This is a genomic window from Xylophilus sp. GOD-11R, assembly GCF_033546935.1.
GTDB lineage: Bacteria > Pseudomonadota > Gammaproteobacteria > Burkholderiales > Burkholderiaceae_C > Xylophilus.
The window spans coordinates 3,695,431-3,712,583 of sequence record NZ_CP137854.1; the positions used below are offsets into that span (position 1 = coordinate 3,695,431).

Sequence of the window (17,153 nt, forward strand, 5' to 3'; positions counted from 1 at the left end):
ATCTCCTGGGAGCAAAAAGTGGACGAAGATGGAGAATGGGCGAACGCCGCTCAGCCGTGCGTGTGGCTGTCATGTTGCGCGTCGAGCGGGCAGAGGTAGTCTTCGTCGCTCACCTTGTCGAGCCACACCACGTTGACGCCGTCGAGCGCCTCCTGCACGGCGATGTGCGTCATGGCAGTGGTGGCGGTGGCGCCGTGCCAGTGCTTGTGGCCCGGCGGGCACCAGATCACATCGCCCGCGCGAATCTCCACCTTGGCCTCGCCCTCGCACTGGGTCCAGCCGCAGCCAGCAGTGACGATCAGGGTCTGGCCCAGCGGATGGGTATGCCAGGCGCTGCGGGCACCGGGCTCGAAGGTGACCGCCGCGCACGACACCCGGGCGGGGGCCGGCGGGGCATTCATGGGGTCGATGCGGACGGTGCCGGTGAAGAACTGTTCCGGCCCCTTGACCGAGGGCTGCGAGCCAGCGCGCATGAGCTTCATATGAGTCTTTCCCTGGAATGGATGCCCCGATCCTAGAAAGCGCGCGCTCGCCGATAAAGACGCCCTGGCCGCATGCACTTATGAACCTGGCTCATGCGCGGTCCGTGCGACGCCGCCACCGCACGAGCATCGGCATTCATGAGCCCACCTCATGTGGCCTATCGCCCCACCCCCCTGTTTCCCATGGCGACATGGGCGTAGATTGATCCGCAACGCTGCACATCGCCAACACAACAACGCCGCGTCATCACAAGCTGCTTGCGCGCTCGGCCACGCAGCGCGCAGCGTCGTTCCAAGACACATCGGCACTGTTCGAAGAAAGACCGAGACCATGACATACAGCTCCGCCGCGATAGCTGCCCTGTTCACCGCGGCATGCACGCTCTCCGCCACCGCGCAAGCGCAGACCGCTCCGGCCACTACACCGCACATGGTGGTGCAGCGGGCCGGCACAGTGCCTTCTGCCAAGGGGCCGGCTACCTTCTTCTCCGGGCCGGTGCGAGTCGACATGCTGCTGCAGCCGCAAGGCCCCGCGCGCACCTCGGTCGGCGCCGTCACCTTCGAACCCGGCTCACGATCGGCCTGGCATACCCATCCGCTGGGCCAGGCGCTGATCGTCACCGCCGGCACCGGCTGGGTACAGGAAGAAGGCGGTCCCAAGATCGAGATGAAGCCGGGTGACGTCATCTGGACCCCGCCGGGCGTCAAGCACTGGCACGGGGGCACCTCCTCCACCGGCGTGACCCACTACGCGGTAACCGAATCACTCGACGGCAAGAACGTGGAATGGATGGAGAAGGTGAGCGACGAGCAGTACGCCAGATGAGCGGCTCCCGCCCTCCACCACTGCCCCCGAACGCATTCACGTCGCCAATCACGCCATGAACTTCCTGAAGACATCCGCTCCCGCACTCGCCGCCGTCGCCGTCCTTGGCGCCTGTGCCCATACCCCCGCCACGACGGGCACCACCGGAACCATCTCCATGTCCACCCTGCACGCCGCTTCTCCCGCGCTGGAGAAGTACACCGAGAAGACCTTGCTCGGCGACCTCTGGGGCCGTACCGATCTCATTGCGCGCGACCGCAGCATCGTCACACTGGCCGCCCTCATCTCGCGCAAGGATCTCGGCGAGCTGGCCTTTCACTTCAACAAGGCACTGGACAACGGCGTGAAGCCCGGCGAGCTCTCCGAAATGCTGGCCCACCTGGCCTTCTATTCCGGCTGGGGCAATGCCACCGCCGCTGCCGGGGTACTGGCTCCCGTCTTCCAGGCGCGCGGCATCCAGGCCAGCGCCCTGCCGCCGGCTACCGTCGATCTGCTGCCGATCGACCAGAAGTCCGAGGATGTACGCGTGGCCAGCGTATCGCGCAACGTCGGCGACTCGGCCCCGGGCCTGGTCAAGTTCACCAGCGAGGCGCTGTTCCATGACCTGTGGCTACGCCCCGGACTTGCTCCGCGCGACCGCAGCCTGGTGACATTCTCCTCGCTGGTGGCCACCGGCCAGGTCGCTCAGCTCGGCTACCACCTCAACCGTGCGATGGATAACGGCCTGAAGCAGGCCGAAGCCTCCGAAGCGCTGGCGCAACTGGCTTTCTATGCCGGCTGGCCAAACGTATTCACCGCCATTCCCGTGGTGCGCGAAACGTTCGCCAAGCGCCCTGCCTGACGATCCGGCCTTCCCCCGAACAACGATGCAACGAGCTCACGATGAAAACCATGAAGCCCACATCCGCCGCCGGGAACTGCTCATCGTGAGCGCCGGCGCCGGTGTGGCCACGCAGTCCGTGGCGGCCCTGCCCTCCACCGCGCCTGAGCCGCCGTCGAGCGCGACGGCTACTCCGAACGCCACCTACGCGGTCAGGCTGACGGTCAACGACCAGCCGCGCCAGCTCGACCTCGACCCTCGCACCACCCTGCTCGATGCCGTGCGCGAGCACCTCCAGCTCACCGGCACCAAGAAGGGCTGCGACCACGGCCAGTGCGGAGCCTGCACCGTCATCGTCGACGGCCGCCGGCTCAATGCCTGCCTCACCCTGGCGGTCATGCACCAGGGCGCATCGGTCACCACCATCGAAGGCCTCGGCAAACCCGGCCAGCTGCATCCGATGCAGGCCGCGTTCGTCAAGCACGACGGCTACCAGTGCGGCTATTGCACACCGGGCCAGATTTGCTCTTCGGTCGCCATGCTCGACGAAATCCGCCGCGGCGTGCCCAGCCACGTCACCGGCGACCTCGACACCCACCCCCTGCTCAGTGCCGACGAAATCCGCGAGCGCATGAGCGGCAATCTCTGCCGCTGCGGCGCCTACGCCAACATCCTCGAAGCAGTGATGGAAATGGGAGGAAACCTGGCATGAAACCCTTCCACTACGAACGCGCCACCACCGCCGCCGAAGCCGCCGCCCTGGCCGCGCGTCATCCGCAGGCCCGCTTCATTGCCGGCGGCACCAATCTGCTCGACCTGATGAAGCTGCAGATCGAGCAGCCCAGCCACCTCATCGACGTGAACGGCCTGGCGCTCGACCAGATCGCGCCTACCGCCACGGGCGGCCTGCGCATCGGCGCACTGGTGCGCAACACCGACCTTGCAGCTGATGCACGGGTGCGGCGCGACTACGCGGTGCTGTCACGCGCCATCCTGGCCGGCGCTTCCGGCCAGCTGCGCAACCGGGCCACCACCGCTGGCAATCTGCTGCAGCGCACCCGCTGCGTCTACTTCTACGACACCAACCTGGCCTGCAACAAGCGCAAGCCCGGTAGCGGCTGCTCGGCCATCGGCGGCTTCACCCGATCGCTCGCGGTGATCGGCGGCAGCGACACCTGCATCGCCACCCATCCCAGCGACATGGCCGTGGCCATGCGCGTGCTCGACGCGCGGGTGGAAACCCTACGCCCCGATGGCCGCGCACGCACCATCCCCATCGCCGACTTCCACAAGCTGCCGGGCGCCACGCCACAGGTCGAGCACGCGCTGGAGGTGGGCGAATTGATCACCGCCGTCACACTGCCCGCCCCCATCGGCGGCCGACAGAGCTACCGCAAGGTGCGCGACCGCGCCTCCTACGCCTTCGCGCTGGTCTCGGTGGCGGCCGTGGTGCAGCCCGACGGCACCGGGCGCATCGCTCTGGGCGGCGTAGCCCCCAGGCCGTGGCGCATCGAAACCGCGGAGTCCGCCCTGCCCCAGGGCGCCACGGCATTCACCCGCCGCCTGCTGGCGGGCGCGCAGCCGACCGAGGAAAACGAGTTCAAGCTGACGCTGGCAGAACGCACCATCCGGGCCACCCTGGCTGCGGCGAAGGGTTGACACCATGAGATTCGAAACACCCGCCGGCAGCAACCCGATCGACCGCCTGAAGGTCGTCGGCCATGCCACCGACCGCATCGACGGCCCGCGCAAGACCACCGGCACCGCGCCCTATGCCTACGAATACCAGGACATCGGCGGCCGGGCGGCTTATGGCTTTGTCGTCGGTGCCTCGATCCCGAAAGGTCGCATCCTGCGGATCGATGAAAGCCAGGCCCGCGCCGCGCCCGGCGTGCTGGAGATCGTCAGCGCCGGCAACTCCGGCCCGGTCGCCGCCGGTCCTTTCTATGTCGACCGCCCGCTTGCCGGACCGCAGGTCGACCACTACGGCCAGATGGTCGCGGTGGTGATCGCCGAGACCTTCGAGCAGGCCCGCTTCGCGGCTTCGCTACTCGACGTGCACTATGCGGCCGAGCCAGGATCTTTCGACCTCGCCGCCGTGACCGGCAGCGCCATCACGCCCAGGCAGGGCGAGTTCGGCGGGCCGCAGCAGACCAGCGTTGGCGACTTCGAAGGCGCCTTCGCCGCCGCCCCCGTCACTGTCGACCAGACCTACAGCACGCCCGACCAGGCTCACGCCATGATGGAACCGCACGCCACCATCGCCGTCTGGAAAGGCAACAAGCTGACCTGCTGGTGCCCGATCCAACAGCTCAACTGGGGAGCGCGCGACCTGGCGCAGATTCTGTCGATACCCCGCGAGAACATCCGCCTCATCGCGCAATACATCGGCGGCAGCTTTGGTGGCAAGGGCACGGTGCTGGCCGACACGGTTGCCGCCGCGCTGGCTGCCCGCGTCCTTGGTCGGCCTGTGAAGGTGGCGCTGGCACGTCCACTGATGTTCAACAACACCACCCACCGCCCCGCCACCATCCAGCGGCTCAGGATCGGCGCCACACGCGACGGCACGATCACCGCCATCGGCCACGAAAGCTGGTCCGGCAACCTGCGCGGTGGCCGGGGCGAATCGGCCACCGCCTCGACACGCATGCTCTACGCCGGCGCCAACCGAATGACCCACCTGCGGCTGGCCGTGCTCGACCTCGCCGAGGGCAACGCCATGCGCGCGCCCGGAGAAGCGACCGGCATGATGACTCTGGAAATCGCCATGGACGAGCTCGCCGAAAAGCTTGGCATGGATCCGGTGGAACTGCGCATAGCCAACGACAGCCGGGTCGACCCTGAAAAGCCCGAGCGCCCTTTCTCCACCCGGCAACTCGTCGAATGCCTTCGCGTCGGCGCCGAACGTTTTGGGTGGAGCCGCCGAAGCGCCAGGCCCGCCATGCAGCGCGAAGGGCGCTGGTGGATCGGCACCGGTATGGCATCAGCCATCCGGGGCGCGCCCATCACCAAGTCGGCCGCGCGGGTGCGTCTCGACGCGCGGGGCATGGTCACCGTCGAAACCGACATGACCGACGTCGGCACCGGCAGCTACACCATCATTGCCCAGACTGCGGCCGAGATGATGGGCGTGGCCCTCGACCGCGTGGTGGTGAAACTGGGCGACAACCTGTTTCCCGAATCCCCCGGCTCCGGCGGCCAGTGGGGTGCCGCGTCGGCCACCTCGGGGGTTTACGCCGCCTGTGTAAAGCTGCGCGAAGCCGTCGCCCGCAAGCTGGGCATGGACCCCGGCACCGCCGTTTTTCAGGACGGCCTGGTGCAATACGGCGACCGGCGGGTGTCGCTGGCCAGCGCAGCGCTCGCCAGCGAACTCGTCGGCGAGGACGAGATGACTTATGGCGACCTGTCCAGGCAATACGCGCAGCAGACTTTCGGCGCGCACTTCGTGGAGGTGGCGGTCAACTCCGATACCGGCGAAATCCGCGTGCGGCGCATGCTGGCCGTCTGCGCCGCGGGCCGCATCCTCAATCCGAAGTCGGCCCGCAGCCAGGTCATCGGCGCGATGGTCATGGGGGTCGGCGCGGCGCTCATGGAACATCTGGTGGTGGACAAGCGCGCCGGCTGTTTCATCAACCACGACCTGGCCAACTACGAAGTGCCGGTGCATTCCGACATCCCCGAGCAGGAGGTGATCTTCCTCGACGAGGTCGACACCACCATGTCGCCCATGAAGGCCAAAGGCGTCGGGGAACTCGGCCTCTCGGGCGTGGCGCCAGCCATTGCCAACGCTATCTACAACGCTACCGGTGTCCGCGTGCGGCATTACCCGATCACGCTCGATAAGTTGCTGCCGGAACTTCCCGAAATGGCGACGTGACCCGGGTCGCGAGAAAAAGGCGACGCCGGCAGCCGCTAGCAACTGCCGGCATTGGTGTCCAGCAGGGTGGTCGGCGCGGCGCGGATGGTGGGTTGCCGGTCAAGCCTCGGCGAGCACTTTCTTCAACGAGTCCATCGCTCGCCTGGCCGCCACGTCGGCCGGACCGGCCAGCAAATCGTCGTTGTAGATTTCCAGGCCGATCGGCCCGCGGTATTTCTTTTCTCGCAGTTTGCGCAGAAGCGCTACGTTGTCCATATTGCCTTCGCCCGGCAAGAGGCGATGGTGACGCGCACGATCGATATATTCCGAAGCGGCCACGGGCATAATGGCGTCGCAAAGCTGCACCACCGCCAGACGCTCGGTCGGAATATCGTCCAGGTCTGCCGTCGTGCGGTTCCGGGCAAATATGTGATACGGATCGACAATCAGACCGATATTCGGTGCGTTCACTTTTTTCAGGGTTTCCCAAGCCTGCGGCAACGTGTAGTTGAGTACACCCCAGGCGAGCGGCTCATAAGCGACGTGCAGATGCCGCCGGGCTGCTTCTGCTGCCAGCCATTGCAGGTCGGCTACCACGCGTTCCGCATCGACATTGGCCAGGCTACTCGACGAGCAAAGCACCAGCTTGGCACCCGCGGAGTGGCCGTCATCGAGAATTTTGGTCGCCTCGGCGCGCTTGCTCTCGCGCATGTTTCCCGGCGCACCGTCGAAATCGGACAGTACCTGGTAATTCGCGAAAGAAAGCTTAATTTTTTTGCAGGCCGCTGCCACCGCCGCTGCGCCGCCGGGCATGTCGGCAACGTCTTGCTTGCGCAATTCGATCTGTGCGAAACCCGCGTTGTGCGCCGCCGCGAACTTCTGTTCCGGGGACCCCTGGAGAATGCCGGTGTTCAGAAAAAAACCGTCCGTGGCCCAAGCGGACGCCTCGGCAGCAGAGGCCGCCTGGGGCGCCAGCAGCGCGGCGCTCCATCCGGAAAGCGCGGCGCCGAGCGCGGCCGCCGACGTGGTCTTGAAGAAATTTCTGCGATCGGTCATTTCGATATTCAGGAGTGGACAGAATTTTTACCGGCCGCGTTCGACGAGGAAACCGGTCGCCCATACTAAGATTTTTCTCAACGCCCAATCATTATTTTGTCGCGCATTTGTTCGTTTAACGCACACATGGTGCAGTCACCGGACGGAATAAGGGTTTTTGGCTTTGCCGACCAACGAGCTTGCTGAAAAGGAAACTGCAAGATGAAGACGCCACCTTTACGCCAAACAGACTGGATCGCCGGTCTCGAATATGGCCTGCAGGTCATCGAATCGTTCAACCGCGACCATGATCGAATGACGATTTCCGACGTTTCCAGGCGTACCGGTCTGTCGCGCTCTGCCGCGCGCCGTTATCTGCTAACGCTCGTCCACCTTGGGTATATGGCGTTCGACGGGAAACTCTTCAGCCTGTCGCCGCGCATCCTGCGGGTTGGCTGGGCATATTTTGATTCGGTGCGACTGCCGAGAATGTTGCAGCCACATCTACTGCAGCTCAGCAACCAAGTTGGCCACGCCTGCTACATCAGCGTACTCGACGACTGGCATCTCGTGATCATTGGCCGCGGCGACGGCGCCCGCGCCACGTCGGCCGGCTATGTACTGGGCGCCCGTATTCCAGCGGTACTCACCTCGGCCGGGATCATGTTGCTGGCCCTGCAGAAATCTCGCGATGAGGTCGTGCGCTGGCTGGCCGAGACCACGCTGGCGTCCCACACCGCGCACACCATCACCGATGCGGACACGCTGCTGCGTTGCATCGACGACGCGCGCAACCTGGGTTACGCGGTCATGGAACAGCAATTGCAGCTCGACGTGCGCGGCATAGCGGTGCCATTGCGCCGATGGGACGGGGGCGTCATAGCCGCCATCAACGTCAACTCGTCGATGAACGTCGAGCACCTCGATACCGCCTTGCAGCGCACGCTCCCCGCCATGAAGGCCTGTGCGAACCGGGCGATCGAACTGCTTTGAAAACTGGACTTGGCCCGCATGCGTGCCCGGCTTTCCGTGTAGTCCGGCGCCGCGTCATTCATTAGCGAGCTGCAATAACGCTATGACTGCACCCTGGTTTATCCGGGGCAGGGTTATCCCTAGACTGGACGCATCGGTTACACATCTCTGCCATGTGGGCCGACACGGCGTGAGCCACGCTCCAGCCGTTTCGACGGCAGCATCCAGGAAAGACCAACCATGACAACCACACGTGCCCTCAAGTTCACCACTATCACCGCTGCCCTGTTGCTGGCCGGTGCCGCATCGGCCGACGCCCAAAGCTACGGCGAGAAATACCCCGGCCTGGGCCGCGCCCAGCCAGCAACCTCTCCTTCGACTCCGGCAGCCAAGCCCGTGCGTGGCAACGACGTCGCCGTCCTTGGCGAGGGCAACGGCATCCAGTCGATGCGCGCCATCGCCCCGCGCACTTCCGGCGTTGACCGGGCCACAGTGCGCCAGCAAGCCTGGAGCGCCACCCGGGACGAAAGCCTGAGCGGCGAAACCGGCGAAGCGATCTTCTGATCGGACGCGGGCCGGGCGTCGAATCAATCCGGCTTGATGCCCGCCTGACCAATCACCTTTTTCCAGCGCTCGGTGTCGGTGGAGATCAACTGACCGAACTCGGCCTGGCTGGAGCCCACCAGGTCGATACCGCGCGCCAGCATCGCCTCCTGCATGGCCGGTTCGCGCGATATGGCGATGAACTCCTGCGTCAGGCGCTCGGCGATCGGCTTGGGCGTCGCCGACGGGGCCAGGATGCCGTACCAGCCGGGCACATCGAAATCGTGTACTCCCAGTTCGCCCAGCGTCGGCACCTGCGGCAGCAGCTTGCTGCGCGACTTGGTCGCCATGGCCAACGGCCGCAACTTGCCCGACTGAATCAGCGAGATGGCACCGCCGGTGGTTGCGAAGGTCACCGTGAGACGGCCGCCCATCAACTCGGGAAACACCTGGGCTTCGCCGCGGAATGGAATGTGGACCGCCGTGATGCCGAGCCGCGCCTTCAACATCTCGGTAATGAGGTGCGATGTGGATGCATTACCGGCCGAGCCGTAGGTAACCGAGCCCGGCTTCGCTTTGGCCATGGCAACGAAATCCGCAAAAGTCGCGGGCGGCGCATCCGCATTACCCACTAGCACCAATGAAAAATTGGCGATATGGGATATTGGCACAAAATCCCTCTGAGTATTGTACGGGAGACTCGGGTAAAGCGTCGGATTCACGCTCGCCAAGCCTTGAGCGACCAGCGCGATGGTATAGCCGTCCGCTGGCGATTTGGCCACCGCCTCCATTCCAATGATACCGCTGGCGCCGGTTCTATTATCTACCAACACTGGTTGGCCGATTCTCTCAGAAAGCCTTTTGGCGTAGGCGCGGGTAATCACGTCGGTGAGGCCTCCGGCAGCATAGGGGCAGATGAAACGGATAGCGCGGTTGGGAAAATCTTCGGCTCGCGCGACTGTGACGGTGGTAGCACCTCCAGCGACGGAAAGCGCGTAAGCGCCAAAAGTTCGTCTATTCAAATGCATGGCGATCTCGGGCGGTTGGTAAGTTGGTCGGGCTGATGAGCCGCTTCTGCAAGTGCAATCGCCATGCCAAATGTTTCAGTCAAAATTCCTTCTGGTTAACCCCGAGAAAATGCGACGTGGTGGCCGCCCTGAAAACACCCGGTGTATTTTGTCCGCACAGGGAAAACCCGCACCCGCGACACATCCGAATTCAGCGAAAGCTCGTCTGACGCTTCCGTCAGAAAATACACCCCCGGATTTCGCTCAAGTCCGTAGAGTGCGGTCGACCGATAACAGGAGACAAAATGAAGACGACCTTTTACCGAGGCGTGGCCGTTGTATTGACGGCATTCTGCGCTGCGGGTGCCACATGGGCCAGCGATGCCTATCCATCAAAACCCATCAAGATTATCGTCACTTCGGCTCCCGGCGGTTTGCTCGATAATATGACGCGCCTCGTTGCGCGGCAGATGGGCGATAAACTTGGCCAACCGGTCATCATCGAAAACCGTGTTGGCGCAGGCGGCCTGGTGGCCATCCGGGGTGCCAAGAGCTCACCCGCCGACGGATACACACTGCTGGCGTCCATGAGCACCATCGCCATCCAGCCTGCCGTGATGCAGGAGCCCGGCTACGACCTGCTGAAAGACTTCACCGGCGTCGGCTCGATGCTGCGCACACCGCTACTCATGATGGTCGCGCCCAGCCAGGGCGCCAAAAATATGGGCGAATTGGTGGCCGAGGCCAAGAGCCAGCCCGGCAAAATCAGTTATGCATCAGCCGGCATCGGCACCTCCACCCACATCGGACCGGCGCTGTTTTTGCAGCGCGCCAATGTCGACATGATGCATGTGCCATACAAGGGCAACGCCTCTGCCTGGCCAGACGTGATCAGCGGCCGGGTGAGCATGATCTTCGAGCCGTATGGCAGCGCCGCGCCGATGATGCGCGACAACCGGCTCAAGCCTCTGGCAGTGTCGTCGTCGCACCGGCTGGAAGCCCTGCCCGACGTGCCCACCATCGCCGAACAAGGTCTTCCCAATTTCAGCTACTACATCTGGGCCGGCCTGTTCGCGCCGACCGGAACACCGAAGGACGCCATTCAGAAGCTGTCGGTGGCGCTGCAGGCGGCACTGAATTCGCCGGACATGAAAGAGCGCATGCGCACCGAGGGCTCCGAAGCGCTGACGATGCCGCCGGATGAGTTCAACCAGTTCGTCGTCCGCGAGTCGGCGAGCATCTTCAAGGCTGTCACCGACCTGAAGATCCCGAAGCAGTGACTTTCCGGCCCCACGCCGTCGCCCGACTCGCCTCCCTGCCAACATGAGCAAGACCCTCTACGAAAAGATCTGGGAGGCGCATGCCATCGTCGACGGAGCAGACGGCCAGACGCTGATGCACGTCGGACGGCACATGGTGCAAGACGGCTCGATGCACGCGTTCGGCTTCCTCAAGGAACGCGGGCTGCCGGTGCGCCATCCGGATCAGGTGTTCGGCACGCCCGACCATGCCGTGCCCTCCTACACCCACCGGCTCGGCGAGGTGCGCAGGCCGGACCAGCAACGCATCCTTCAGCTTTTGCAAGACAACACGGCACGCTTTGGCATCGTGCATTTCGGCATGGAGGACCCGCGCCAGGGCATCGTGCACGTGGTGGGGCCTGAACAGGGCATCACCCAACCTGGCATGTTGCTGGTCTGCGGCGACTCTCACACCTCAACGCATGGCGCGCTGGGCGCGCTGGGCTTCGGGCTCGGCGCCAGCGACATCCTGCATGTCCTCGCCACCCAGGCGATCTGGCAGAAGCGTGCCCGCACCATGCGCATCAACATCGACGGCGCACTGCCCGATGGCGTCGGTGCCAAGGATCTGATCCTGGCGATCATCGCCTGCATGGGCAGTAACGGCGCCACCGGGCACGTCATCGAATATGCCGGATCCACGGTTCGCGCCATGTCGATCGAACAGCGCCTGACGCTGTGCAACATGTCCATCGAAGCGGGCGCCCGGGCTGGCATGGTGGCGCCCGACGACACCACCTACGCCTACCTACACGGCCGGCCGTTCTCGCCGCGCGGCAGGCAGTGGGAGCGCGCCATGGCCTACTGGAAAAGCCTGCCCTCGGACCCTGACGCCACCTTCGACCGCGAACTCGATTTCAATGCGACCCGGCTCGCGCCCATGGTCACCTGGGGAAACAGCCCGCAAGACGCGTTGCCGGTCGACGGCCGCGTGCCCGACCCCGCTGCCGAGGCCGACCCCACCCGCCGCGCCTACGTGGAGCGCACCCTCGACTACATGGGCCTGCGACCCGGCATGCCGCTTACCGATCTGCGCATCGACCAGGTGTTCATCGGCTCCTGCACCAACGCCCGCATCGAAGACCTGCGTGCCGCCTCGCGCATGCTCAAAGGCGGCCGGGCGGTCGTGCCGGCGCTGGTGGTTCCGGGCTCCACCCAGGTCCGGCTACAGGCCGAGGCCGAAGGGCTGGACCGCATCTTCCTGGACGCCGGTTTCACCTGGGGCCAGGCCGGCTGCTCGATGTGCGTGGGCATGAATGGCGACACGGTCGGCCCGGGCAAGCGCTGCGCCTCCACTTCCAACCGCAACTTCGTCGGCCGGCAGGGCCCGGAAAGCCGGACGCACTTGCTGAGCCCGGTCATGGCGGCGGCCGCTGCGCTCACCGGACGCATCACCGACGTGCGGTCGCTGGAGATCTGAATGGAGGTGTTCGACACACTCGACGCGGTGGCGGCGCCGCTGGACCGACCCAACGTGGACACCGAGCAAATCATGCCCTCGCGCTTCTTGCGCCGGTCGCGTGAAGACGGCTTCCAGGACTTTGTCTTCCGCGACCTGCGCTTTACCGCCGACGGCACCGAGAACCCCGATTTCGTGCTCAACCACGCAGCATTCCGCCATGCCCGCATCCTCGTGGCCGACCGCAACTTCGGCGGCGGTTCAAGCCGCGAGGCGGCGCCATGGGGCCTGCTCGACTACGGCATGCGCTGCGTCATTGCCGCCGACTTCGGCGAGATCTTCTATCTCAACTCGCTCAAGGTCGGGCTGCTGCCGGTGCAGCTCGACGCCGCCGTCTGCGAGCACCTGCGCGCGCAGCTACACGGCGAACCGGGCAGCCGCCTGCGCGTAGACCTGCCAGCCCAGACGGTCACCGCGCCCGATGGCACGGTGCATGCCTTCCAGATCGATCCCTTCCGCAAACGCGGACTGTTGCTGGGCCTCGACGACGTCGGCCTGACCTTGCAGTACCAGGAACAGCTCGCCGTATTCGAGCAGCAATATCGCGCTCGCTTCGACTGGCTGTTCCAAGCCGCCCGCCCGGATACCGATCCGCCTCTAACGCCCAAGGACTGACAACATGCCCTTCTTTTCCTCCATGCCTGCCCACGCTGGCCCGCCCGCCGTCTTCACCCTCTATCCCGAGCTGTATGGCCCGTGGTCGCAGATGAGCCAGTCGATGATGAACGGCCCCTCCCCGCTCACCCAGGGAGAGCGGGAGCTGATCCTTGCGTTCAGCGCTGGCGTGGCGGGCTGCGATTTTGTTTATGTCGCGCACTCCGAGGTGGCTTATGCCTGGGGCTTCGAGAACGGAGTGATCGAGAAGCTCATCGCCGACTTCGACTCCGCACCGGTCGAGCCCAAACTGCACGTACTGCTGCGTTTCGTGCGCAAGCTCATGCTCACGCCCGGCGAAGTGAATCAAGCCGACGCCGACGCCGTCTTCGCCGCCGGTTGGGACGAACATGCCTTGCACGACGCCATTGCCGTTACGGGTCGTGCAGCCTTCATGCAGCGCCTGGTGCAAGGCTTCGGCTTCACGCCCATGACCCGAGAAGCCGCGACCAAGCGCGCCAAGGAGCGCATCGAACACGGTTACGTCAACCTGTATTCGGCCTTCCGCGAGAAGAAGTAATGCGCATCTGAAGAAAGACCTCGGGCGCAAGCGCCCCACGACCCCAGGCTCCCATGACCCCAGAAGAAATCCTGAGCACCTACGGCCCGCGCGAGGCCATGGAATACGACGTGGTCGTGGTCGGCGCCGGCCCGGCGGGCCTGTCGGCGGCGATCCGGCTGAAGCAACGCGCCGCCGAGGCCGGTTCCGAAGTCTCGGTCGTGGTGCTGGAGAAGGGTTCCGAGCCCGGCGCGCACATCCTGTCGGGCGCGATCATGGACCCGATCGCCATCACCGAACTGTTTCCCGACTGGAAGGAGCGCGGTGCGCCGCTGAACCAGCCGGTCACCGAAGACGCCTTCCTGTTCATGGGCGAGAAGAGCGCGATGCGCACGCCCAACTGGCTGCTGCCGGCGTGCTTCCACAACGAAGGCAACTACATCGTCAGCCTGGGCAATGTCACCCGCTGGCTGGCCGAACAGGCCGAGGCGCTGGGCGTGGAGATCTTTCCCGGCTTCGCCGCCGCCGAAGTGCTCTACGACGATGACGGCTCGGTCAAGGGCGTGGCCACCGGCAACATGGGCGTCGGCAAGGACGGCGAGCCCACCGACGGCTTTCAGCTCGGCATGGAACTGCACGGTAAATACACCGTGTTCGCCGAAGGTGCGCGCGGCCACCTGGGCCGGCAGCTGATCGACAAGTTCCAACTCGCCAAGGACAGCGATCCGCAGAGCTACGGCATCGGCATCAAGGAACTCTGGGAGATCGATCCCCAGCGCCACCAGCCCGGTTTCGCGCTGCACAGCGCCGGCTGGCCGCTGGATGCCGACACCTACGGCGGCTCGTTTCTCTACCACGCCGAAGACAACAAGGTCGTGGTCGGCTTCGTGGTGGGGTTGGACTACCAGAACCCCTATCTGAGCCCGTTCGAAGAGTTTCAGAAGTTCAAGACGCATCCCAACATCCGCTGGTATTTCGACGGTGACGAGGCCAAGGGCATCAAGCCGGCCAAGCGCATCAGCTATGGCGCGCGGGCCATCACGGCCGGCGGGCTGCTGGCCTTGCCCAAAACGGTGTTCCCCGGTGGCGCGCTCATCGGCTGCGAGGCGGGTTACCTCAATGCGAGCCGCATCAAGGGCAGCCACGCCGCGATCAAGACCGGCATGCTGGCGGCCGATGCGGCCTTCGACGCCTTGGCCGCAGGCCGTCAGCGCGACGAACTCACCGCCTACCCGGAAGCCTTCAAGGCCAGCTGGCTGCACGAGGAACTGAACAAGGCGCGCAACTTCAAGCAGTGGTTCAAGAAGGGCAGGACCATCGCCACGCTGATGACCGGCATCGAGCAGAAGCTGCTGGGCGGCAACATTCCCTGGACGATCCACCGCACCGAGGCCGATCACCAGCGCCTCAAGCCGGCATCGGCCTGCAAGCCGATCGCCTACGCCAAGGCCGACGGCAAGCTCACCTTCGACCGCCTCTCCAGCGTCTTCGTGAGCAACACCAACCATGCCGAAGACCAGCCCGCGCACCTGACACTCAAGGACAAGACGGTGCCGACCCGCATCAACCTGCCCGAATACGCCGGCCCCGAGCAGCGCTATTGCCCGGCCGGGGTCTACGAGTTCGTGCCGGACGAGGCCAACGCGGGCAAGGAGCGGCTGCAGATCAACGCGCAGAACTGCGTGCACTGCAAGACCTGCGACATCAAGGATCCGACGCAGAACATCGTCTGGGTGACACCCGAGGGCGGCGGCGGGCCGAACTATTCGGGCATGTAGTGCATGGCCCGCGGCGGGCATGCAGGGTCAGCCTCACGCGTCGGCCTTGATCAGATCGGCCGCCTTCTCGCCGATCATCATCGAGGGCGAGTTGGTGTTGCCCGAGGTCACCGTCGGCATGATGGAGGCGTCCGCTACACGCAGCCCCTCCACGCCATGCACCCGCAACCGGGCGTCGACCACGGCATCGCGATCCGGTCCCATGCGGCAGCTGCCGGCAGGATGAAAAGCGCAGTGGCCATCACGCCGCATGTAATCGACCATGTCTTCGTCGGTCGAAACCGCCATGCCGGGAGACAGCTCTTCGATAATGCGCCGCGACAGCGGCTCGGCCGCCAGAATGGCGCGCAGCTTGCGCATGCCGGCGACCATGACCTCGACATCACGAGGATCGGCCAGATAATTCGGCGCAAATGCCGGAGCATCCATCGGATCATTCGATTTCAACATTACCTCGCCGCGTGATTCCGGACGTGTCTGATAAACCGACGCACTGATTCCGTCAAAATCGTCGATATCGACCCGACCAGAAGGATGGTGTGTAAATGTCATGGGCCGAAAACTGATTTCCAAATCAGGAAATTCAACATCAGGCCGGCTTTTGACAAATGCCGCCGCCATCGACGACGCCAGCGCTAAATAGCCGCCACCGGTTGCAAGGTAACGAATGCCCTCACGATAACGCCGCCAGCCATGGAGTTCGCGGTTATACGAGCTCTCGGGCGTAACCCTGGCCTGGAAGCGGGCGACAAAATGATCCTGGAGGTTTTTCCCCACTCCGGGCAGATCGACCAGCGTCTCGATGCCATGGCGCGAAAGCTGCGCACCGGCGCCGATGCCCGAGAGCATCAGTATCTGAGGCGAATTGAGTGCGCCGCCGCTCAGCACCACTTCGCGGGTTGCCTCGAATGAGCGCAGCTGCCCGTTCTGGATGATTTCCACGCCCGTCGCGCGCCGGTCCTTCAGCAGAATCCGACGCACATGCGCACCCGACTCCACGACCAGGTTGGAGCGCGAAAGATGCGGCTTGATATAGGTTTCGTAGGATGACTGCCGCACGCCGTTTCGAATGTTGGCCTGGAGAAAACCCACGCCTTCGGGCTCGGTGCCGACGAACGTTTTCACCTCCGGAATACCGATGCGGCCCGCCGCACGAATGAAATCCGAAGCCGTCGGGTGCTTGACCGCCGGGTCGGTGATGGTGACCGGGCCGGATGTTCCATGTTCCGGCTGCGCCAGCGTCCCGTAGTTCTCAAGCCGCTTGAAATAGGGCAGGACACCTTCCCATCCCCAACCTGGATTGCCTTCACTTTCCCAGTGATCGAAATCACCTCGGTTTCCGCGCACGTAAACCATGCCATTGATGGCGCTGCTACCTCCCAGCGCCTTGCCGCGCGGCCAGTAAAGCCTGCGATCGTTGAGCGTGGGAACCGGCTCGGTGAAGTAGCCCCAGTTGTAGCGCTGGTGCTTGAAGAGTTTCGCCATGCCGGCGGGTGTGCGCACCCAAAAGCCGGTGGCGGGTGGACCGGCGTCCAGCAGCAACACGCGCACGGAAGGATCGTCGGACAGCCGGCTGGCAACCACGCAGCCCGCGGAGCCCGCGCCGACCACGATGTAATCGAAGTTCTGCAAATTTGCCTCTCTTTTTTATGGACCGCATTCGTCGACAAAAACCGACAGCATCCGATGCAATACGAAAACCAGAGCAAAACTCCGTTCGCCCACGTACTGACCCCGCAATAAGCGAGCCCACTTGCGATGCCTCATTTAGCTGCAAAGCCCGTGGCGCACTGCTCCCGCCGGACACAGCTGTGTTCTATGAGATGACAGCGGTGTATTTGGCGAAGACACGGCCTGTGCATGCTCTCGGCGGGGAGGTTGCGTCCGCAGCCACCGCATCCTCGGCACGCCATTTGCACAG

Annotated in this window: 16 protein-coding genes; 12 read left to right on the forward strand and 4 right to left on the reverse strand. The window is 64.6% G+C overall.

The window, feature by feature from the left end; genetic code table 11:
• Positions 1-50 precede the first annotated feature (50 nt).
• A complete protein-coding gene (locus R9X41_RS17130) occupies positions 51-482 on the reverse strand; it encodes a (R)-mandelonitrile lyase (RefSeq protein WP_318631651.1) in 432 nt (143 codons plus the stop codon).
• Positions 483-912: 430 nt separating this feature from the next.
• Here R9X41_RS17130 and R9X41_RS17135 point away from each other — a divergent pair, with 430 nt between their 5' ends.
• The 5 genes from R9X41_RS17135 to paoC are packed head-to-tail and all read left to right on the forward strand — an operon-like array spanning position 913 to position 6,005.
• A complete protein-coding gene (locus R9X41_RS17135; RefSeq protein WP_318635262.1) occupies positions 913-1,308 on the forward strand; it encodes a (R)-mandelonitrile lyase in 396 nt (131 codons plus the stop codon).
• 55 nt (positions 1,309-1,363) lie between these two features.
• Positions 1,364-2,149 (forward strand): carboxymuconolactone decarboxylase family protein, encoded by a 786-nt coding sequence (locus tag R9X41_RS17140; RefSeq protein WP_318631652.1) that lies wholly within the window; start codon positions 1,364-1,366, stop codon positions 2,147-2,149.
• A gap of 25 nt (positions 2,150-2,174) precedes the next feature.
• Positions 2,175-2,840: an aldehyde dehydrogenase iron-sulfur subunit PaoA gene (paoA, locus tag R9X41_RS17145; protein ID WP_318631653.1), complete on the forward strand. Its 666-nt coding sequence runs from the start codon at positions 2,175-2,177 to the stop codon at positions 2,838-2,840.
• A complete protein-coding gene (locus R9X41_RS17150) occupies positions 2,837-3,787 on the forward strand; it encodes an FAD binding domain-containing protein (protein ID WP_318631654.1) in 951 nt (316 codons plus the stop codon). Before paoA ends, R9X41_RS17150 begins: the two co-directional genes overlap by 4 nt.
• 4 nt (positions 3,788-3,791) lie before the next feature.
• A complete protein-coding gene (paoC, locus tag R9X41_RS17155) occupies positions 3,792-6,005 on the forward strand; it encodes an aldehyde oxidoreductase molybdenum-binding subunit PaoC (protein WP_318631655.1) in 2,214 nt (737 codons plus the stop codon).
• Between the two features lie 99 nt (positions 6,006-6,104).
• Here paoC and R9X41_RS17160 read toward each other — a convergent pair whose 3' ends face one another.
• Positions 6,105-7,040, reverse strand: a complete 936-nt coding sequence (locus R9X41_RS17160; protein WP_318631656.1) for a sugar phosphate isomerase/epimerase family protein — start codon at positions 7,038-7,040, stop codon at positions 6,105-6,107.
• A gap of 201 nt (positions 7,041-7,241) precedes the next feature.
• Here R9X41_RS17160 and R9X41_RS17165 point away from each other — a divergent pair, with 201 nt between their 5' ends.
• Both R9X41_RS17165 and R9X41_RS17170 read left to right on the forward strand, forming a co-directional pair.
• Positions 7,242-8,012 (forward strand): IclR family transcriptional regulator domain-containing protein, encoded by a 771-nt coding sequence (locus tag R9X41_RS17165; RefSeq protein WP_318631657.1) that lies wholly within the window; start codon positions 7,242-7,244, stop codon positions 8,010-8,012.
• 219 nt (positions 8,013-8,231) lie between these two features.
• Positions 8,232-8,555: a hypothetical protein gene (locus R9X41_RS17170; RefSeq protein WP_318631658.1), complete on the forward strand. Its 324-nt coding sequence runs from the start codon at positions 8,232-8,234 to the stop codon at positions 8,553-8,555.
• Between the two features lie 23 nt (positions 8,556-8,578).
• Here the strand turns inward: R9X41_RS17170 and R9X41_RS17175 are convergent, their stop codons facing one another.
• Positions 8,579-9,562, reverse strand: a complete 984-nt coding sequence (locus R9X41_RS17175) for a Bug family tripartite tricarboxylate transporter substrate binding protein (protein ID WP_318631659.1) — start codon at positions 9,560-9,562, stop codon at positions 8,579-8,581.
• Between the two features lie 284 nt (positions 9,563-9,846).
• On the opposite strand from R9X41_RS17175, the gene R9X41_RS17180 reads away from it, so the two are divergent.
• From R9X41_RS17180 to R9X41_RS17200, 5 genes are read left to right on the forward strand one after another with little or no spacing between them, the layout of a single operon-like run.
• Positions 9,847-10,821, forward strand: coding sequence for a Bug family tripartite tricarboxylate transporter substrate binding protein (locus R9X41_RS17180; protein ID WP_318631660.1), 975 nt, complete (start codon positions 9,847-9,849; stop codon positions 10,819-10,821).
• Between the two features lie 43 nt (positions 10,822-10,864).
• Positions 10,865-12,262, forward strand: coding sequence for a 3-isopropylmalate dehydratase large subunit (gene leuC / locus R9X41_RS17185; protein WP_318631661.1), 1,398 nt, complete (start codon positions 10,865-10,867; stop codon positions 12,260-12,262).
• Positions 12,263-12,916, forward strand: a complete 654-nt coding sequence (gene leuD / locus R9X41_RS17190) for a 3-isopropylmalate dehydratase small subunit (RefSeq protein WP_318631662.1) — start codon at positions 12,263-12,265, stop codon at positions 12,914-12,916. It begins immediately after the preceding gene.
• 4 nt (positions 12,917-12,920) lie between these two features.
• Positions 12,921-13,475: a carboxymuconolactone decarboxylase family protein gene (locus tag R9X41_RS17195; RefSeq protein WP_318631663.1), complete on the forward strand. Its 555-nt coding sequence runs from the start codon at positions 12,921-12,923 to the stop codon at positions 13,473-13,475.
• A gap of 53 nt (positions 13,476-13,528) precedes the next feature.
• Positions 13,529-15,232, forward strand: coding sequence for an electron transfer flavoprotein-ubiquinone oxidoreductase (locus tag R9X41_RS17200; RefSeq protein WP_318631664.1), 1,704 nt, complete (start codon positions 13,529-13,531; stop codon positions 15,230-15,232).
• Positions 15,233-15,265: 33 nt separating this feature from the next.
• On the opposite strand, the gene R9X41_RS17205 is transcribed toward R9X41_RS17200, so the two are convergent.
• Positions 15,266-16,864, reverse strand: a complete 1,599-nt coding sequence (locus R9X41_RS17205) for a GMC family oxidoreductase (protein WP_318631665.1) — start codon at positions 16,862-16,864, stop codon at positions 15,266-15,268.
• Positions 16,865-17,153: the final 289 nt, after the last annotated feature.